At 63.4% G+C, this 18,291-nt stretch carries 14 protein-coding genes; 6 read left to right on the top strand and 8 right to left on the bottom strand.

The window, feature by feature from the left end; all coding sequences use genetic code 11:
- Nucleotides 1-203: 203 nt before the first annotated feature.
- Together P9250_RS28845 and P9250_RS28840 are read left to right on the top strand one after the other, a co-directional pair.
- Nucleotides 204-1,961: a cation:proton antiporter gene (locus P9250_RS28845; protein ID WP_250465342.1), complete on the top strand. Its 1,758-nt coding sequence runs from the start codon at nucleotides 204-206 to the stop codon at nucleotides 1,959-1,961.
- Between the two features lie 131 nt (nucleotides 1,962-2,092).
- Entirely contained in the window at nucleotides 2,093-3,514 is a 1,422-nt protein-coding gene (locus P9250_RS28840) for a gamma-glutamyl-gamma-aminobutyrate hydrolase family protein (protein WP_310396474.1), read from the top strand.
- A gap of 208 nt (nucleotides 3,515-3,722) precedes the next feature.
- On the opposite strand, the gene P9250_RS28835 is transcribed toward P9250_RS28840, so the two are convergent.
- The 3 genes from P9250_RS28835 to P9250_RS28825 form a co-directional block, all read right to left on the bottom strand.
- Nucleotides 3,723-4,433: a DUF2968 domain-containing protein gene (locus tag P9250_RS28835; protein ID WP_309962652.1), complete on the bottom strand. Its 711-nt coding sequence runs from the start codon at nucleotides 4,431-4,433 to the stop codon at nucleotides 3,723-3,725.
- A gap of 33 nt (nucleotides 4,434-4,466) precedes the next feature.
- Complete coding sequence (locus tag P9250_RS28830) at nucleotides 4,467-5,411, bottom strand: hypothetical protein (protein WP_310396473.1); 945 nt, start codon at nucleotides 5,409-5,411, stop codon at nucleotides 4,467-4,469.
- Nucleotides 5,412-5,610: 199 nt separating this feature from the next.
- Nucleotides 5,611-6,141 (bottom strand): GNAT family N-acetyltransferase, encoded by a 531-nt coding sequence (locus P9250_RS28825; RefSeq protein ID WP_310396470.1) that lies wholly within the window; start codon nucleotides 6,139-6,141, stop codon nucleotides 5,611-5,613.
- Between the two features lie 201 nt (nucleotides 6,142-6,342).
- Here P9250_RS28825 and P9250_RS28820 point away from each other — a divergent pair, with 201 nt between their 5' ends.
- Complete coding sequence (locus P9250_RS28820) at nucleotides 6,343-7,638, top strand: MFS transporter (protein ID WP_244825947.1); 1,296 nt, start codon at nucleotides 6,343-6,345, stop codon at nucleotides 7,636-7,638.
- Nucleotides 7,639-7,712: 74 nt separating this feature from the next.
- Here the strand turns inward: P9250_RS28820 and P9250_RS28815 are convergent, their stop codons facing one another.
- A complete protein-coding gene (locus P9250_RS28815) occupies nucleotides 7,713-9,563 on the bottom strand; it encodes a tetratricopeptide repeat protein (protein WP_309844060.1) in 1,851 nt (616 codons plus the stop codon).
- A 129-nt stretch (nucleotides 9,564-9,692) separates the two neighbouring features.
- Here P9250_RS28815 and P9250_RS28810 point away from each other — a divergent pair, with 129 nt between their 5' ends.
- The 3 genes from P9250_RS28810 (at nucleotide 9,693) to P9250_RS28800 (ending at nucleotide 12,914) form a co-directional block, all read left to right on the top strand.
- A complete protein-coding gene (locus tag P9250_RS28810) occupies nucleotides 9,693-10,040 on the top strand; it encodes a metalloregulator ArsR/SmtB family transcription factor (RefSeq protein ID WP_310396467.1) in 348 nt (115 codons plus the stop codon).
- A 23-nt stretch (nucleotides 10,041-10,063) separates the two neighbouring features.
- A complete protein-coding gene (locus P9250_RS28805; protein WP_310396464.1) occupies nucleotides 10,064-11,098 on the top strand; it encodes a cation diffusion facilitator family transporter in 1,035 nt (344 codons plus the stop codon).
- A 97-nt stretch (nucleotides 11,099-11,195) separates the two neighbouring features.
- Nucleotides 11,196-12,914 carry an FAD-dependent monooxygenase gene (locus tag P9250_RS28800; protein WP_309844056.1) on the top strand — a complete coding sequence of 573 codons (1,719 nt, stop codon included), beginning with the start codon at nucleotides 11,196-11,198 and terminating at the stop codon, nucleotides 12,912-12,914.
- Between the two features lie 63 nt (nucleotides 12,915-12,977).
- On the opposite strand, the gene P9250_RS28795 is transcribed toward P9250_RS28800, so the two are convergent.
- Genes P9250_RS28795 through P9250_RS28780 form a run of 4 tightly spaced genes read right to left on the bottom strand, consistent with a single transcriptional unit; the run spans nucleotide 12,978 to nucleotide 18,220 of the window.
- Nucleotides 12,978-13,220 carry a formate dehydrogenase subunit delta gene (locus P9250_RS28795; protein ID WP_244825940.1) on the bottom strand — a complete coding sequence of 81 codons (243 nt, stop codon included), beginning with the start codon at nucleotides 13,218-13,220 and terminating at the stop codon, nucleotides 12,978-12,980.
- Between the two features lie 3 nt (nucleotides 13,221-13,223).
- Nucleotides 13,224-16,151, bottom strand: coding sequence for a formate dehydrogenase subunit alpha (gene fdhF / locus P9250_RS28790; RefSeq protein WP_310396462.1), 2,928 nt, complete (start codon nucleotides 16,149-16,151; stop codon nucleotides 13,224-13,226).
- 18 nt (nucleotides 16,152-16,169) lie between these two features.
- A complete protein-coding gene (locus P9250_RS28785; protein WP_250509360.1) occupies nucleotides 16,170-17,726 on the bottom strand; it encodes an NADH-quinone oxidoreductase subunit NuoF in 1,557 nt (518 codons plus the stop codon).
- The gene (locus tag P9250_RS28780) at nucleotides 17,723-18,220 is read right to left on the bottom strand and encodes an NAD(P)H-dependent oxidoreductase subunit E (RefSeq protein WP_250526119.1); all 498 of its coding nucleotides are present in this window, start codon (nucleotides 18,218-18,220) and stop codon (nucleotides 17,723-17,725) included. Before P9250_RS28780 ends, P9250_RS28785 begins: the two co-directional genes overlap by 4 nt.
- Nucleotides 18,221-18,291 lie beyond the last annotated feature (71 nt).

Here is an 18,291-nt window from a genome sequence, read left to right as displayed (position 1 = left end):
AGGTTTTCCCTGTCCCATCGAGCCTGCGTTTCTCACGCGGGCTCGTCTTTTTCCGCATCGCATGCACCGGCACGATGCGCGTCGCTCGTCCGCTTGACTCCTGCTTGATTTCCAATCCACTTGACTGAGTGCCGAACTCGGCGCGATTTCGCTGCCGTGCGGTAACATCGAATCCCGTTTACCAATTTGTAAGGATTTTTTGGATGCATCACGCGATCGGCTTCATTCAGGATCTCGCGGTAATCATGGCCATCGCGGGCGTCGTGACGGTGTTGTTTCATCGCATGCGTCAGCCGGTCGTGCTCGGTTATATCGTTGCGGGCGTAATCATCGGGCCGTACACGCCGCCGTTTCAGCTGATTCACGACGAAGCCACCATCCAGACGCTTGGCGAACTAGGCGTGGTCTTCCTGATGTTCTCGCTCGGCCTCGAATTCAGTCTGCGCAAACTCTTCAAGGTGGGCGCGACGGCGTTCGTCGCGGCGCTGTCCGAGATCGTGCTGATGATCTGGATCGGCTACGAGATAGGCCGCTGGTTCGGCTGGAATTCGATGGATTCGCTCTTTCTCGGCGCGGTGCTGGCGATTTCGTCGACGACGATCATCGTGAAAGCGCTGTCCGAACTCAAGATGAAAGGCGAGCCGTTCGCGCAACTCGTGTTCGGCATCTTGATTGTCGAGGACATTCTCGCCATCGCAATGCTCGTGCTGCTTTCCGGCATCGCGCAGACAGGTTCCGTCACGGCGGGCGTCGCGGCCATCACGCTCGGCAAGTTGCTGCTTTTCATGACCGTGTCGCTCGTGGTCGGCATTCTCATCGTGCCGCGCGCGCTGGATTACGTCGCGCGCGCGAAAAGCGACGAGATGCTGCTCGTCACCGTGCTCGGCTTCTGCTTCGGCTTTTGTCTGCTGGTCGTGAAGCTCGATTACAGCATCGCGCTCGGCGCCTTTCTGATCGGCGCGATCATGGCGGAGTCGAAGAATCTCGCGCGCATCGAGCATCTCATCGCGCCGGTACGCGACATGTTTTCGGCCATCTTCTTCGTGACCATCGGCTTGCTGCTGAATCCGTCCGTGCTCGTCGATTACGCGTGGCCGATCGCGGTCATCACCGTGGCGGTCGTGTTCGGCAAGATCGTATCGTGCGGGCTCGGCACTTTTCTCGCCGGTAAGGACGGGCGCACGGCGATGCGCGTCGGCATGAGCGTCGCGCAGATCGGCGAGTTCTCGTTCATCATCGCGTCGCTCGGGTTGTCGCTCAAGGTGACGAGCGCGTTTCTCTATCCGATCGCGGTCGCCGTCTCCGCGCTCACCACGCTCTTCACGCCGTATCTGATTCGCGCCGCCGATCCCATCACCATGCGTCTTGCCCGCGCGATGCCCGCGCCGCTCGCCAACACCTTCGGCCTCTACTCGCAGTGGCTCGCGAGTCTCACGCCCGCGACCGGCGGCCCGACGCTCTTTTCGATGACGCGGCGCATCGTTCTGCAGATCGCGGTGAACCTGGCGCTCGTGGCTGCGATTTTTCTGGGCGCGTCGTATTCGGCGCCGTTCGCTTCCGGCTACCTCGCGCGCTGGCTCGAATCGGACAATGCGCAGCGCGTCGTGTTGTGGAGCGCGGCCTTGTTGATCGCGCTGCCGTTTCTGGTGGCGGTGTATCGCAAGCTGGATTCGCTTGCGCTTTTGCTCGCCGAAGTCAGCGTGCAACCCGCGAAGGCGGGACGCTTCACGAGCGCGATTCGTTCGGCCATCTCGGGGCTGATTCCCATCGTCGCCATGTTCGGCGTCTTTCTGCTCGTCGCCGCGCTTTCGGGCGGCATCTTGCCGCCTTTCGGATTGATGGTGGCCGTGCTCGTCTGCGCGGCGTTGCTCTTGACGGTACTCTGGCGCTGGTGCGTAAAGATTCACGCGACCATGCAGATCGCGTTGCGCGAAACCTTCGAGGAGCCGCGCGATCACTGAAGGAATCATCCATTCATTACGATTGCCGCGATAATGTGAGCAAATGTGTGCTGGTTTGCCCCGTCTGTTCGAGAGGCGGATAATCGAAACGTGTTGATTCTTTCCCTGGCGTTCGCGCGCCGGACAACGGAATGAGCGAAAACAAAACCTCGAACGACTCAGGCTCCATCGCAAACGGCGCGGCGCCCGACGCCCGCCGAAGTGGGGCGGATGCATCGGCGGCGGGCGTGGCGCGAGATGGCGCACCTCACGCACCGCAAGCACCTCAGGCACCTCAAACGTCAACCTCGCCGGGTTCGGACCCGAGCGCGACCGAGCGGGCATCGACGGATGCGCCTTCGAGCGCTTCGACCGTTGAGCCCGTCGATAAGGCTGCGGCGCGACGGGCCGAGGCACTCGAAGCAAACGCCAAGGTCGCGCCGGAACCGGTCGTGCGCGCGAAGCCTCTCGATGCAAAAGCGAACTTGGCCGAGAGTCTCGAAGCCGCGACCGAGGCGCAAGCGGGCAGCGATATCGAAAGCATCATCGCGGGCACGGAAGCCGAACCCGAACCTCAACCGGTGAAGGCCAGCGTTCTGCCGCCCGAGTTCACCGCCGCGCCGGATTTCGGCACGCTCAATCCGCCGCCCTTGCCGCCGCCCGGTCAGCAGACAGCGGGCGCGACGCAAGCGCCGCCTGCGTATCTCAAGCAATCGGATTCGGCGTGGTCCGTGTTCGGGCGCGTGATCGCCGCGCGTGCGCGACAAATCTTCGACCGGGCAGGGCAGCGCATCACGCAACGCACGTTGAGGATCGGCGTGTCGGCGCGCATTTTTCATCCGGAGCCGGGCGCAAAGGGTTTGCGTGGCAAGACGCTGCAATATCTGGAGGAATCCATCGCGCATTGGGTCATGTCGCGCGATGTGCTCGTGTTCATGATTCCGACGGTCGGCACGCAAGGCATGCTGCACCCGAGCAATATCCGCCTGCGCGACTATGCGAAGAATCTCGACGGGCTGCTGCTTCAGGGTGGCGCGGACGTGTCGCCGCAATCTTACGAGGAGGTCGTGACGCGCCCCGAGTGGCCGGGCGATCGCGTGCGCGACATGTATGAGCTGGAACTGCTGCACGAATTCATCGAGTCAGGCAAGCCGGTGCTCGGCGTGTGTCGCGGCTGTCAGCTCATCAACGTGGCATTCGGCGGCACGCTCTACGGCGATATCGCCACCGAAGTGCCGACTGCGGGCATCCACGTGAACGAGCACTACGATCAGCATCGGCACTCGCTGCGTTTTCCCGATGGCTCGACGCTCGCCAATATGTTTCCGAATCAGCGCGATGCAATCGTCAACTCGATTCACCACCAAGCGGTGAAGTCGCTTGGGCGGGATCTCAACGTCGAGGCGGTCTCGGCGCAGGATGGGATTATCGAAGCGGTGCGGTATCGCAAGGCGCCGTTCGTGGTGGGCGTGCAGTGGCACCCGGAGTTTCATCGCGCGGGCGGATCGGAATTGCTCGATTGCACGCCGCTGCTCGATACGTTTCTGCGCGTGGCGCGGGAGACGCGGTTCTAGGGCGTTGGTTTGGACGTGCGTTGGCATCGAGGCCCGCTTCGTAATGAGCGGGCCTTTTTGTTTTGCATGATTGGGGTTGAAGCGCGGATTTGGGTGATAGTCGTCGACGAGCCGGCTTTGGTTCTAAGCGAAACCGAGAATGCACGTCGGGATGATGTACCGCGACCGTGAAATCCGCTCACGCGCGCAAACTCACCGAATCAGACAGTCACCGCGCCGAACCCACCGGAGCCAGCCCGGCTTCGCTCGCACGCTGCAACTGATCGACCTGCATCTGCAACGCGCGCAGCTTGCGTTCCGATTCGAGCTTGTCGCTCTGCAGCGCCGCCGATTCCGCCTGCAATTGCTGCTGACGTTCCGACACCTGCGTGTCCTGCTGCTGCGCGAGCGCGAGATCGGCGGATAACCGGTTCGCGCGATTCGCCGACACGGCGATCACGCGGTCGAGCAGCGCTTTTTGCGCCTGCAACTGCACACGACGAATCTCGCCATCGGCAAGGTCATGTGTCTTGCGCGCGAACTGCGCGTAGACCGATTCGGCGCGATTCTCCTCCTGCGTCTTCACGACGCGCCACGAATGCGAGTCCTGCGACAACGCCACGTAATAGAGCATCTCTTGCGGCAGAAAATAGAGCCTCGCGCCGTAGCTGCCATTGCGCGTAACGCGCAGCTCGGTCAGTCGGCCCGCCTGCACCATGTCCTGCAGTTCGGCGAGGTTGCTCGCGGAGGGCGACGCGCCATCGCTCTGAAGATCGGAGAGGTCTTCAGGCGATAGCGCCGGTGCGCTGTTTGTTCGATCGGCTTTTGAAGCCGGAGCCGGGCTCGTGACAGCCGATGCATCGGCGAAAAAAGCTAGCAATCCGGAGAAGAACAAAGCGAGGACAAGTACTGCGTGACGAATGAAACGTAAGTGCATCATGTTGGCTTCATGCCGATAAAGTTAAGCGATTCATCACCGGGCCTGATTGGCCGATGCATTGTCGGGACGTGAAGCGACATTGCTGTCGAGCGTGGGCGAATGCTGGAGCATGGAGTAGAGGGCGGCGACGTTCAGCGGCTCAGTGGTGCGCGGCGCCGCAGTGAGTTGCGTGGGCTTCGTGCTCGCGCCGCGATGTGTCGATGCCGCGTATCGAATAACCGGTTTGGTGGCTGCCCGCTTCGCGCGATGTGCGCCCGCGTTCACGTATCGAGGAGTTCGTGTGTGGGACGCTTCGGCATGTACGGAAACTGGCGCTGGTTTTGTCTCACGCGCATGCGCGGGCCGACTTGCCATGAGAACGCGCGCCGCGACAGGCTGCGTTGGGTCGACCGGACGCGGGTCCGCCGGTTGACTTACCGTGGGCACGCGTGTCGCATCCGCCGGTCTGTCGCGCGACACCGCTTGTCCAATCTGCATCTGTTCTGCGTCATCAACCGCAGGCTTCGACCCGCTTCGTTCCAGCCACTGTTCATGCGCGAACAGCACCCAGACGAACAACGCCGAAACCGCGATGGCAATAGCGGATTTTTCAAAGCTGCCGATGCGGTAAGGCCGCTTGCGTAACGGCGACGGAGTGCGCAGATCGATACGCATGGGCTTTCTTTCCGCAGCCGCATCGACCGGTGCGGCAGACTCTTTAATACGCGACGTAGAAGGACGCGTGGCGCCCTTGGCGAGCTTTCCCCAGATACTCGTCGCTTGATACGGAGAACGCGCATGCAACGAGTCCGACGAGTCGGACATGCGCGAGTACTTGGTATTGAACCGTGCGCCGTAGAGCGGAATCTCGGAGCGCGACGTACTCGGCCGAGCGCGCGCGGGCGACCACTCGCGGCCGAATTTCAGCGATGGATCAGCGAGCGGGCGTACCGTTGGCAGGCGTAAATTGCCTTCCACGACGATCAGAGGCTCGTTCATGAGTGTTCCAGGTGGATGCGCCGATGCGCGCACGATTGGGACGTGCGGGCATCGGCCCGAGGTCAGCTAGATTGACTCGCGATCATACGAAACAGCACTGAACTAAACGACCAGACTTATCCTAATGATTCGATCTTAAAAGGAATGCTTATTGACAGAAGGCCGCTTCTATGTCGGAAGCATTGCTTGCAAGCCGCATTTAATCTAGAGAGAGCGTGTAGCGCAACGAGAACAAATCGAGGCCCGCCATGTTGTCGGCTTGACGCGAAGTGAGCCTCCATCCGCGCGACTCGTAAAAGCCGATAGCCGCCGCGTTGTCTTCCAGCACGTAAAGATGCAGTTCGCGCGCGCCACGTGTGCGCGCCCAGCGTGCGGCTTCGGCGAGCATCGCGGTCCCGGCGCCAAGGCCTTTGTGCCCCGGCAGCGCATGCAGATTGTCGACGAGCACGCTGCCCGTGTCGTCCGGTTCGACGAGACATACGAAACCCACCGGCTCACCCGCATGTTCGGCGATCAGCACGCGACCCGCGCCGGCCTCGATTTCCCGCATACGGGTTTGCCAGTGCGAGGCGCGCTCGGCGTGAATGTCCCGATCGAGATAGACATCCGGCACGATGCCGCGATAGGTGGCCACCCAACTGCGCGTGTGCATCGACACGATCAGAGCGGTGTCGGCCGGCGTTGCGGTCCTGAAAACGATCGCTAAATTTGTAGGCTTGGAGATAGGCATATGTAAGCTATTGTTAATCTTCTTTTGAGTGATGTTGACCGAAGTTGCGTGCAGAGAAACGTCCGCAGGCGTTAAGATTGAGGCACTCGTGAATTTACAAAAGAATTACGGGTAAACCCTAATCAAGCGAAAACCCTTCGCCACCGGCCAGAAGCGGTTCGCGAACCGCGATGCGTCGTTCAGCCTGATTCGAGAAAGTCCATGTCCACGACTCACGTTGCACCCGCCAATGAATCGAAGTTCAAGACGGTTTTCCGCGTCGTCAGCGGCAACTTCCTTGAAATGTACGACTTCATGGTTTACGGCTATTACGCCTCCGCCATCGCCAAAACCTACTTCCCGAGCGGCAACGAGTTCGCCTCGCTGATGCTCGCGCTGTCCGTATTCGGCGCAGGCTTCCTCATGCGTCCGGTCGGGGCGATCGTACTCGGCGCGTACATCGACCATCACGGGCGGCGCAAGGGCCTCATCCTCACGCTGATGCTGATGGCTATCGGCACCGCTTGCGTCGCGCTCGTGCCGGGCTACGCCACCATCGGCGCGATCGCACCGATCATCGTGCTTCTCGGGCGGCTTCTGCAGGGCTTCTCGGCGGGCGTCGAGCTCGGCGGCGTGTCGGTGTATTTGTCCGAGATCGCGACCAAGGGCAACAAGGGCTTCTATTGTTCATGGCAGTCGGGCAGCCAGCAAGTGGCCGTCGTGTTCGCCGCGCTCATCGGCGTGGTCATGAACCAGTTGCTGCCGGCCGACCAGATGACGGCGTGGGGCTGGCGCGTGCCGTTTTTGATCGGCTGCCTGATCGTGCCGTTCCTCTTCATCATCCGCCGTTCGCTGCGTGAGACGGACGAGTTCCTGGCGCGCAAGCATCGTCCAGGCATGGCCGAGATCGCGCGCTCGATCGCAACAAGCTGGCCGATCGTGCTCGCGGGCATGGGCATGGTCATCATGACGACCGTGTCGTTTTACATGATCACCGCCTACACGCCGACCTTCGGCAAGGAAGTGCTGAAGCTGTCTTCCATTGATGCACTCGTCGTCACCGTATGCGTCGGGCTCTCCAACCTCGTCTGGCTGCCCGTCATGGGCGCGTTGTCGGACCGCATCGGGCGTCGTCCGGTGTTGCTGTTCTTCACCATTCTGACCATTCTCACGTCGTATCCGGCCGTGCAATGGCTCGTCGCCGATCCATCGTTCGGGCGGCTCCTGATCGTCGAACTGTGGTTGTCGTTCCTCTACGGTAGCTACAACGGCGCGATGGTCGTGGCGCTCACGGAAGTCATGCCGGTCGACGTGCGCACCACCGGCTTCTCGATGGCCTACAGTCTCGCGACGACCATCGGCGGCTTTACGCCTGCCATCTCGACCTATCTGATTCACTCGACCGGCAACAAGGCCGCGCCGGGCTTGTGGATGGGTCTCGCGGCCATCTGCGGTCTGATCGCCACGCTCGTGCTGTATCGCTCGCCGGAAGCGCGCAATCAGTACAAGACAGCCTGACGTCCGTAGCTGGCTGAAATAAAAATCCCTCGTCGCGGCGAGGGATTTTTTTGCATCGACGATACCTGCGGGCATCACTCGCGCAGTGCCGCCACGACCTTTTCGACCACGCCGTGCCAGTCGCCGGGCACGTGCTGCCGCACGAGCCGCGCGCGCGGATACCACACGCATGTCGCGCCGCTGATACCCCAGCGCCAGTCGGCCGCGAACGGCAGCATGACGATGACCGGTTTGCCCAGTGCGCCGGCCAGATGCGCGATCGAGGTATCGATCGACACCACGGCGTCGAGTCGGTCGACGATGGCGGCGGTATCGGCGAAATTTTTCAGCTTGCCTTCGAAGCGATGCGCCGACTTTGCGTTCGGATGCTTTTGCAATGTGTCGCGCTCGTGTTCGGTGAGAAACGGCTGCAGCACGACCCAGTCGATGCCTTCGAGCGCCAACAGCGGCGCGAGCGCTTCGACCGGCATGGAGCGCGTTTCGCCCGGCTGCAGCCGTCCCGACCACGCGATGCCGATCTTGCGCTTCGCCTGTCCGCCGATCGACCCGCGCCACTTCCGGCGATAGTCGGCCGGAATCACGAGATAGGGCGTGCGCGCCGGGATCGCCTCGGGCGTCGTCATGCCGAGCGCGAGCGGCAGGCTGAGGAGCGGACAGAACGCATCGGCGACGATGCGCACGCCTTCCGTCCTGCCGACGAGCTCGATGCGCGCCGCGTGTGCCGCCGGCGCGATCAGCGGCACCAGCGACGCTTGTACTTCGAGCACGAGCTTGCCGACGCGCTTGGCCGCAAACGCCACGAGGCGCACGAATTGCAGGGTGTCGCCGAAGCCTTGTTCGGAGCGCACGAGCAGGGTCTGCTGCGGCAGCGGCTCGCCGTTCCAGCGCGGCAGCGGCGGGGCGTCGTCGGCGCCCGGCGTCTTGAGCCGCCATTCGTAAGCGGGCAGGCCGCGCTCGTAATCGCCGAGCGCGAGTAGCGCGAGACCACGGTTCAGATGCGCGGCGGGCATGTGCGGGTCGAGCCGCAACGCCTGATCGAATGCGCGGATCGCCGCGGCGGGCGATGCGAGCGCGAGCTGCGAATTACCGAGACACAGCCACGCCACGCCGTACTTCGGGTCCAGCCCAACCGCGCGCTCGTAACTCACGACCGCTTCGTGGTGGCGATTGAGCTTGGCAAGCACGTGGCCAAGTCCGAAGTGCGCCGGGGCAAAGCGCGGCTGCAAGCTGAGCGTCTTGTGCAGCGCGGGCAGCGCTTCTTCGGGGTGCCCGGTCTTGTCGAGCAGATTGCCCAGGTTGAAATGCGCGGCGACGTAATTCGGCTCCGCGTCGATGGCCGCGCGAAAATGCGCGACCGCGCCGACCGAGTCGCCGAGTGCATTGAGCGCCATGCCGAGATTGTTGTGCGCGCCCGCGTGGCGCGGCCGTAAATCGAGCGCGCGGCGAAACGCGCGCGCGGCATCCGCATGACGATCAAGCGACGCCAGCGCGTTGCCGAAGTTGTTCCACGCGGCGGCGTCTCGTGGCTGCAGACGCAGCGCTTTCTCGAAGGCATCGGCGGCGTCTTCATGGCGGCCGACCGCCGTGTACGCGTTGCCGAGGTTGTACTGCGCGAGTGGAAAGCCCGGTTCGAGCGTGAGCGCGTTACGAAAACGCTCGATGGCGTCGTCGATACGGCCGAGCGCCTTGAGCGCGTTGCCCAAGTTGAGTTGCAGACCGGCATCGGTCGGACGCAGGTCTACCGCGCGGCGCACGAGAGAAGCCGCTTCCTCGTGCTGGCCTTGTTGATGGCGCAGCACGCCGAGGTAGTGGAGCGCGTCGACGTGAAGGGGTTCGGCGGCGAGCGCGGCCTGATAGTCGCGCTCCGCCTCGGTCAGGCGGCCGTCACGATGGGCCGCGAAGCCGCGGGCAAATACGGTGTCCATGACGGGAAGTTTGTGCAAAACACGCGTATTTTCCCACACTGGCCCGAGCGATTTCCGCCTGTACGGTTGACATGTCGCGTCGATGGTCCTTAACATGTGAACACCTATTCATATGTTGACGATCAAGTCGTGGCTTCGACTCCACTGAATCCTGTTGGCGGCATCACTTCGGATGACCGCGTCGTACCGCTTGCCGACCTGTTTCGCTTGCTTGGCGACCCGACGCGCTTGCGCATCGTGCTCGCGTGTGTCGCTGAAAGGCGCGCGGTGGGCGCGATCGCGGAGGGGCTCGGGTTGTCGGGTTCGCTCGTGAGCCATCACTTGCGGCTCCTGCGCGCGGCGCGGATCGTGCGGGCCGAGCGGCAGGGCAAGCAGGTCTTTTACGTGGCGGCGGATCGCCATATCAGCGGGATGCTCGGCGAATTGCTGGAACACATTGCCGAGCCGCAGCCGCAGGACGCGACGGATATCGACTGATCGAACGAATCACGGGCACCACGATGAACAAGCAAACGCAGCACGACCACGAAGACCACGTTCACGCGGGACATGACCACGCCGGTCATGAGCATGCCGGCGACGACCACGCCGGTCACGACCACAAAGGTCACGACCACGGCGCGGGAGGACATCATCACCATCACGCGCCGCAGGCCGGACAAGGGCGCACGTTCGCGCTGGCAGTCGGCCTGAACGTGCTGATCGTGATCGTGCAGGCCGTCTACGGCTTCCTCGCGCATTCCACCGCGCTGCTCGCCGACGCCGGTCACAATCTCTCCGACGTGCTCGGTCTCTTGCTTGCGTGGGGCGCGGTATGGCTCGGCACGCGCCGGCCGAGCGCGCGCTATACCTTCGGCCTCGGAAGTTCGTCGATACTCGCCTCGCTTGCCAATGCCGCGCTTCTGCTTTTCGCGTGCGGCGCGATCGTGCTCGAAGCCGTCCAGCGTCTGTTGAATCCGGCGCCCGTCGCGGGACTCGACGTGTTCATCGTCGCGACGCTCGGCATGGTCGTCAACGGCTTCTCGGCGTGGCTCTTCATGCGCGGCAGCAAGGAGGACCTCAACGTGCGCGGCGCCTTCCTGCACATGGCCGCCGATGCCGCGATCTCCGCCGCCGTCGCCGTGAGCGGCCTCGTCATCCTCTTCACGGGCATGAGCTGGCTCGATCCGGTGATGAGCATCGTCGTGGTCGCGGTGATCGTCTACGGCACGTGGGGCCTCGGGCGCGACGCGATGCGCCTTGCCATGGCAGCCGTGCCGCCGAGCGTGGATCTGGCGCGTATCGAAGGCTATCTGACGCGCTTGCCCGGCGTGCGTAACGTGCACGACCTGCACGTGTGGGCGCTGTCCACCACGGAGAACGCGCTCACCGTGCATCTCGTGATGCCGCAAGGCCATCCCGGTGATGCCTTCGTGCAGGGCGTCGTGACCACCTTGCGAAGCGACTACTCGATGCATCATTCGACCTTGCAAGTGGAACTCGGCATGAGCTGCCACGAGTGCGTACTGCAGCAGGAACGCGCGCACGCGCATTGAAGGCACGGCCGCGCGCGTGCGCCGAGGTCGGCGCCCAGGTCCACCGAGGCGCGGCCACGGCGTACACTCGACAACGTGACGTTTCAGGGAGGACCGCATGTTTGCGCCAAAGCTGAATCCGAACGACAAGCTGGATGTCGCGCCCGTTCTGATCGTCGGCGCCGGTCCCACGGGACTCGCCGCCGCCATGAGCCTTTCGCGCGCGCATATTCCCGTGCGGCTCATCGACCGCGCGCACGAGCGCTCGCCGTATTCACGCGCCATCGGCATTCAGGCGCGCACGCTCGAACTGCTGGAACAGCATCGCGTCGTCGAGCCGTTTCTCGAACTCGGGCACCGCTCGCGGGTGGCGAACCTCTATTCGAACGGTCAGCGCCTCGCGAGGCTCGACTTCGATCCGCTGCAGACGCGCTATCCCTATCTGCTGTTTCTCGATCAATCCGAAACCGAACGCCTGCTTGCCGGGCATCTCGAAAGCCAGGGCGTGACGATCGAGCGCGGCGTCGAACTCGTCGATTTCAATCAGGGCGCGGCGGGCGTGCAAGCCACCTTGCGACACGCCAATGGCCGCGATGAGATCCTGCGCCCGTCCTACATGATCGCTGCCGATGGCGCGCATAGCTTCGTGAGGCATCGGCTGGAAATCGGCTTCGACGGCAAGACGTTCGACCAGACCTTTCTGCTCGCCGACCTGCAGGCCGATTCCGACTGGCCCGACGACGAACTCCATATCTTCGCGTCGGGCGAAGGCCTCGCCGCGCTCTTTCCGATGAGCGATGGCCGCGCGCGTCTCATCGCCGACTTGCCCGCGCCCGTCGACGACAAGGAGAAGGCAGGGCCCACCATCGAGGAATGTCGCGCGATCGTCGAGCGGCGCGTGCATCATCGCGTCACGCTGTCGGATCTCACGTGGTCGGCGTACTTTCATGTCAATAGCCGCATGGTGGATCGTCTGCGCGTGGAGCGGATTTTCCTTGCGGGCGACGCCGCTCACGTTCATAGCCCCGCAGGCGCGCAAGGCATGAACACGGGCATTCAGGAAGCGTTCAATCTCGGCTGGAAACTCGCGCGCATGCTCGCGGGCGGCGCGCCCGAACGCCTGCTCGACAGCTATCACGCGGAACGGCATCCGATCGAGCGCGACGTGCTGCGTCAGTCGAACATGCTGTTGCAGATGGCGGGCGCGGAACACGGCCCGATGAAGCTCATGCGCGATCACGTCATGCCGATGCTCGCCGCCATCGGCCCGTTGCGCGATGCCATGCGGCGCACGGTGAGCGAGCTTTCGATCAACTATCGCAAGAGCCCGCTCACGCTGGAGCGCCTGCTCGATGGCGGTCCGCGCGCCGGCGAACGCGCGCCCGATGCACGCGTGCATGTCGTCGATGGCCCGCTCGGCCGCTTGCCCGGCGTCGGCTGTCTCTACGACCTGCACGATCCGGGCTGCTTCTCGCTGTTCCTGCTGCTGAACCCGTCGGGCGAGGACGACATCGCGCTGGCGCCGGCGACCATCACCGTGGCGCACGCGATGCGCGATCCCGACCTCGACGGCCTCGTGCGCTCCATCGAAGCGCTCATGCCGAATGCCGTGCGCGTATGGCGTATCACCGATACGCAAGGCGAAGGTGCGACTTCGCTCACCGACAATTACGGGCGCACGCGTCCCGCGTTCTATCTCGTGCGGCCGGATGGTTATATCGCGGCGCGCGGGCGGGCGCCTTCGGACGTCCACTCGTTGCTGCGCCACTGCGAGACGTGGTTCAGCGCACAGGGCGCGGATAACAACGAGCCACCCGCGCACGAGTATCGCGAGTAAAACGAAAAACGCCCTGCCGCTCGTGAAAGCGGGCAGGGCGTCGGTACGACGCCATCGCTTAGGTTAAGCCGCCACTTTCGGCTGAAGATCGTCCTTATGCGCGGTCAATGCCTCGCGCAGAATTGGCAGCATCGACGCGCTCGCCTCCGGATTGTCGAGTGCGGCAAGAATCGCGAGCCGCATGCGCGGTTCCCAGAAGCGGCGTATGTGATCCGCCACGCCATCGACGGCCTCGGGGCGATCCGGCATCGAATCGAAAAACTCGCCGATGCGGTTCGCCATGTCGATCAGGTTATCCACGTCCATGCGTCATTTCCCCGTAGTCGCCGCGACATCGCGCATGTTGAGCAGTTCGAGCTGCTGCGTGTTGAAGCGCGAATATTCCTTTTGCCATTGCGACGGTTGTTCCACCGGCATGACCTGCACCGCCGTGACCTTGTATTCAGGACAGTTGGTGGCCCAGTCCGACGAGTCCGTGGTGATCACGTTCGCGCCGGATTCCGGGAAATGAAAGGTCGTGTAGACGACGCCCGGCTGCATGCGCTCGGTGATCTTCGCGCGCAGCACGGTTTGTCCCGCACGCGATTCGATACCAACCCAGTCGCCCGTCTTGATGCCGCGATCTTCCGCATCGACCGGATGAATCTCCAGACGGTCCTCGTCGTGCCACTGCGAGTTCTCGGTGCGACGCGTCTGCGCGCCGACGTTGTACTGCGACAGAATGCGCCCGGTCGTCAGCAGCAACGGATATTTGCGCGTGACCTTCTCCGGCGTCGCCACGAACTTGGTGATGACGAAGCGTCCCTTGCCGCGCACGAATTCGTCGATATGCATGGTCGGCGTGCCTTCCGGCGCACGCTCGTTGCATGGCCACTGAATGCTGCCGAGCTCGTCGAGCTTCTCGTAGGACACGCCGTGAAACGTGGGCGTGAGTCGCGCGATCTCGTCCATGATCTCGGACGGATGCGTGTAGTTCATCTCGTAGCCAAGTGCGCGCGCGAGTTTGATGGTCACTTCCCAGTCGCCCAGACCAGGCAGCGGCGGCATGACCTTGCGCACGCGCGAGATGCGGCGTTCGGCGTTGGTGAAGGTGCCGTCCTTTTCGAGGAAGGTCGAGCCTGGCAGCAGAACGTGCGCGTACTTCGCGGTTTCGTTCAGGAAGATGTCCTGCACGACGATGCATTCCATCGCCGAGAGCGCGTCGGCGACGTGCTGCGTGTTCGGGTCCGACTGGACGATATCCTCGCCCTGACAATAGAGGCCCATGAAGGTGCCGTGCGCGGCGGCATCGAACATGTTCGGAATGCGCAGACCCGGTTCCGGCTGCAGCTTCACGTCCCAGGCTTCCTCGAAGAGGGCGCGCGTCGCGGCATCGCTGATATGCCGATAGCCCGGCAACTCGTGCGGGAACGAGCCCATGTCGCACGAACCCTGCACGTTGTTCTGTCCGCGCAACGGATTCACGCCGACGCCTTCGCGGCCCACGTTGCCCGTGACCATCGCCAAGTTGGCGATGCCCATGACCGTGGTCGAGCCTTGCGCGTGTTCGGTCACGCCGAGACCGTAGTAGATCGCGCCGTTGCCGCAGTTCGCGTAGGCGCGCGCGGCTTCGCGCACGAGCTTCGCGGGCACGCCCGTGACGGCTTCCATCGCTTCGGGCGAGTTCTCTTCGAGCGAGACGAAATCGCGCCATTGCTGAAACGCGCGCGTTTCGCAGCGTGCGGCGACGAAGGGTTCATCGACCAGTCCTTCGGTCACGATGGTATGCGCGAGCGAGTTGACCATCGCGACGTTGGTGCCCGGCCGCAATTGCAGATGATGCGATGCCTTCACGTGCGGCGTATCGACGATATCGATGCGGCGCGGGTCGATCACGATGAGTTGCGCGCCTTCACGCACGCGCCGCTTCAGCCGCGAGCCGAAGACCGGATGGCCGTCCGTGGGATTCGCGCCGATCACGATGATGACATCGGATTTCTCGACCGACGCGAACGTCTGCGTACCCGCCGATTCGCCGAGCGTGGACTTGAGGCCGTAGCCGGTCGGCGAATGGCAGACGCGCGCGCAGGTATCGACGTTGTTGTTGCCGAACGCCGCGCGCACGAGCTTCTGCACGAGATAGGTTTCCTCGTTGGTACAGCGCGACGAGGTGATGCCGCCGATGGAATCGCGCCCGTACTTGTCCTGAATGCGGCGGAATTCGCTTGCCGCGTAATTGATCGCTTCGTCCCACGACACTTCGCGCCACGGGTCGGTGATCTTCGCGCGGATCATCGGCTTCTTGATGCGATCCTTGTGCGTGGCATAGCCCCACGCGAAGCGGCCCTTCACGCACGCGTGGCCTTCGTTGGCCTGGCCGTTCTTGTTCGGCGTCATGCGCACGACGGTGTTGCCTTTCATCTCGGCCTTGAGCGAGCAGCCGACGCCGCAATACGCACACGTCGTGATGGCCGAATGCTCCGCCTGACCGAGCATGATGACGGTCTTTTCCTGCAGGGTCGCGGTCGGGCACGCGGCGACGCACGCGCCGCACGACACGCACTCCGACTCCATGAACGGCACGTTTTCGCTTGCCGCCACGCGCGATTCGAAACCACGCCCGGCGATGGTCAGCGCGAACGTCCCTTGCGTTTCCTCGCACGCGCGCACGCAGCGATTGCAGACGATGCACTTCGACGGATCGTAAGTGAAGTACGGATTCGATTCGTCCTTCTTGTCCTTCAGATGGTTCGCGCCTTCGTAGCCATAACGCACTTCGCGCAAGCCGACCACGCCCGCCATGTCCTGCAGTTCGCAATCGCCGTTGGCGGGACAGGTGAGGCAATCGAGCGGGTGATCGGAAATGTAGAGTTCCATCACGTTGCGGCGCAGCGACTGCAGCCGGTCGGTCTGCGTGCGGACCTTCATGCCGGCTTCCACGGGCGTCGTGCACGAAGCCGGATAGCCGCGCTTGCCCTCGATCTCGACGAGACACAGGCGGCACGAACCCCACGGTTCGAGCGAATCCGTGGCGCAGAGCTTGGGCACGTTGATGCCCGCTTCGATGGACGCGCGCATCACCGACGTTCCCGCCGGCACCGTGACCGCCTGGCCATCGATTTCCAGCGTCACGTCGATATCCGCGTGACGCAGCGGCGTGCCGTAATCGGTTTCGTCGAACGGGTCGCGGCGCTGAACCGAGGCCGCGCTCTTGCATGCGCAATTGCCCGAGCCGCAGCCGTTGATGGTGTTGGACATGTTCTTGTCTCCCTTGCTTTAGGCCGCTTTTCGGGCGGGCGTGCGGGGCAGCCCGAAATCTTCGGGAAAGTGATCGAGCGCGGACAGCACCGGGAACGGCGTCATGCCGCCCATTGCGCAGAGCGAGCCGGCGACCATGGTGTCGCACAGTTCGCGCAGCAGCGTGATCTGTTTCACCGACGTATCGCCGTCGCGAATCTTGCCGATGACCTCTTCACCGCGCGTCGAGCCGATGCGGCACGGCGTGCACTTGCCGCACGATTCGAGCGCGCAGAAGTGCATCGCGTATTGCGCCAGTTCGGCGAGGTTCGAGGTGTCGTCGTGGATCACGAGACCGCCGTGGCCGACCACTGCGCCGACCTTTGCGTATTCCTCGTAGTCGAGCGGAATATCCCACTGGCTTTCCGGCAGATACGTGCCGAGCGGACCGCCCACCTGCACCGCGCGCGCCGGACGGCCGCTCGCCGTGCCGCCGCCGTATTCATGTATCAGTTCGCGCAGGCTCACACCGAACGCGAGTTCGACGAGTCCGCCTTGCTTGACGTTGCCCGCGAGCTGGAAGGGTAGCGTGCCGCGCGAGCGTCCCATGCCGAAGTCGCGATAAAACGCCGCGCCTTTCGCAAAGATGATCGGCACGGTGGCGAGCGTGATGACGTTGTTGATGACAGTTGGCCTGCCGTACAAACCGACGAGCGCGGGCACCGGCGGCTTCGCGCGCACGATGCCGCGCTTGCCTTCGAGCGATTCGAGCAACGCCGTTTCCTCGCCGCAGACATACGCGCCCGCGCCTTTCGCCACGTACAGGTCGAACGCATGCGAGGTGCCGAGCACGCTCGCGCCTAGCCAGCCGGCATCGCGCGCGCGCTCGATCGCCCGATTCAGGGTGGCGATGGCATGCGGATACTCGCTGCGCACGTAGATGTAGCCCTTGGTCGCGCCCGTCGCCACGCCCGCGATGATCATGCCTTCGATCAGCATGAACGGATCGCTCTCCATGACGAGGCGGTCGGAGAAGGTGCCGGAGTCGCCTTCATCCGCATTGCAGACGATGTACTTCTGGTCCGCATACGCGCCGCGCACGGTCTTCCATTTGATGCCGGCGGGGAATGCCGCGCCGCCGCGTCCGCGCAGGCCGGAATCGACGAGCGCTTCGCACACCGCGTCGCCGTTCATGTCGAGCACTTGGCGCAGGCCCGCGAGTCCGCCGAGCGCGGTGTAATCGTCGATAGAAAGCGGGTCCGTGATACCGATGCGCGCGAACGTCAGCCGCTGCTGCTTCTTGAGGTACGGAATGTCGTCCACCAGGCCGACGTTCTTCGCGTGGACGCCGCCTTCGTGGAAAGAGGCATCGAAGAGGGCGGCGATATCGTCTTCATCGACATTCGAATAACCGATGCGCCCTTGCGGCGTTTCCACTTCGACGAGCGGTTCGAGATAGAAGAGGCCGCGCGAACCGTTGCGCACGATCTGCACGTCGATGCCGCGCTTGTCCGCTTCGCTTTCGATGGCCTTCGCGATGCCGTCCGCGCCCAATGCGAGCGCGGCGGAATCGCAGGGAACGTAGATGCGCGTCATGCCGTCACCTCTGTCTTCTGGCTTTGTTCGCTCGCTGCCTTGTATAGACGGTCGAACTTCTGCGGCGTGACGCGCGCGTGAATCTCGCCGTTGATCATCATCGACGGCGACAGCGCGCATTGGCCGAGGCAATACACCGATTCGAGCTCGGTGCCTTCGGTATGACCGCTGTCGAAACGGCATCCGGTATGCCCTTCGATGTGATCCTTCAGCGCTTCGGTGCCCATGCTGCGGCACGCTTCCGCGCGGCACAACTGCACGGTCACGCGCGCGGGCGGCGCACTTCGAAAGTGATGGTAGTACGTGATCGTGCCGTGAACCTCCGCACGCGACAGCGACAGGACGCGCGCCAGCGGCGCGACGACTTCTTCCGGCACGAAGCCGGTTTCGTCCTGGATGGCATGCAGGATGGTCATCAAGGTGGCGTCGTGCACGGCATGGCGGCGCACGAGGTCTTCAGCGGCAGCGGCGGACAACGGCTGCGTGTGTGTCATGGGGCTCCTCCAACGCTCGGTATATGTTTTATTAGTGCATATTTCGATCATATAATCGTAAGCACCGAGCA

This window comes from Caballeronia sp. LP006, assembly GCF_031450995.1.
Taxonomy (GTDB): Bacteria; Pseudomonadota; Gammaproteobacteria; order Burkholderiales; family Burkholderiaceae; genus Caballeronia.
This window is presented reverse-complemented; position numbering and strand designations above follow the sequence as displayed.

Excerpts from the sequence above, each read along its gene's own strand:
- P9250_RS28795 (WP_244825940.1), bottom strand. The coding sequence starts at position 13,220 with ATGGACGTGGATAACCTGATCGACATGGCGAACCGCATCGGCGAGTTT.
- P9250_RS28840 (WP_310396474.1), top strand. The coding sequence starts at position 2,093 with ATGAGCGAAAACAAAACCTCGAACGACTCAGGCTCCATCGCAAACGGC.
- P9250_RS28820 (WP_244825947.1), top strand. The coding sequence starts at position 6,343 with ATGTCCACGACTCACGTTGCACCCGCCAATGAATCGAAGTTCAAGACG.
- P9250_RS28845 (WP_250465342.1), top strand. The coding sequence starts at position 204 with ATGCATCACGCGATCGGCTTCATTCAGGATCTCGCGGTAATCATGGCC.
- P9250_RS28805 (WP_310396464.1), top strand. The coding sequence starts at position 10,064 with ATGAACAAGCAAACGCAGCACGACCACGAAGACCACGTTCACGCGGGA.
- fdhF (WP_310396462.1), bottom strand. The coding sequence starts at position 16,151 with ATGTCCAACACCATCAACGGCTGCGGCTCGGGCAATTGCGCATGCAAG.
- P9250_RS28780 (WP_250526119.1), bottom strand. The coding sequence starts at position 18,220 with ATGACACACACGCAGCCGTTGTCCGCCGCTGCCGCTGAAGACCTCGTG.
- P9250_RS28835 (WP_309962652.1), bottom strand. The coding sequence starts at position 4,433 with ATGATGCACTTACGTTTCATTCGTCACGCAGTACTTGTCCTCGCTTTG.
- P9250_RS28800 (WP_309844056.1), top strand. The coding sequence starts at position 11,196 with ATGTTTGCGCCAAAGCTGAATCCGAACGACAAGCTGGATGTCGCGCCC.
- P9250_RS28825 (WP_310396470.1), bottom strand. The coding sequence starts at position 6,141 with ATGCCTATCTCCAAGCCTACAAATTTAGCGATCGTTTTCAGGACCGCA.
- P9250_RS28785 (WP_250509360.1), bottom strand. The coding sequence starts at position 17,726 with ATGACGCGCATCTACGTTCCCTGCGATTCCGCCGCGCTCGCATTGGGC.
- P9250_RS28815 (WP_309844060.1), bottom strand. The coding sequence starts at position 9,563 with ATGGACACCGTATTTGCCCGCGGCTTCGCGGCCCATCGTGACGGCCGC.
- P9250_RS28830 (WP_310396473.1), bottom strand. The coding sequence starts at position 5,411 with ATGAACGAGCCTCTGATCGTCGTGGAAGGCAATTTACGCCTGCCAACG.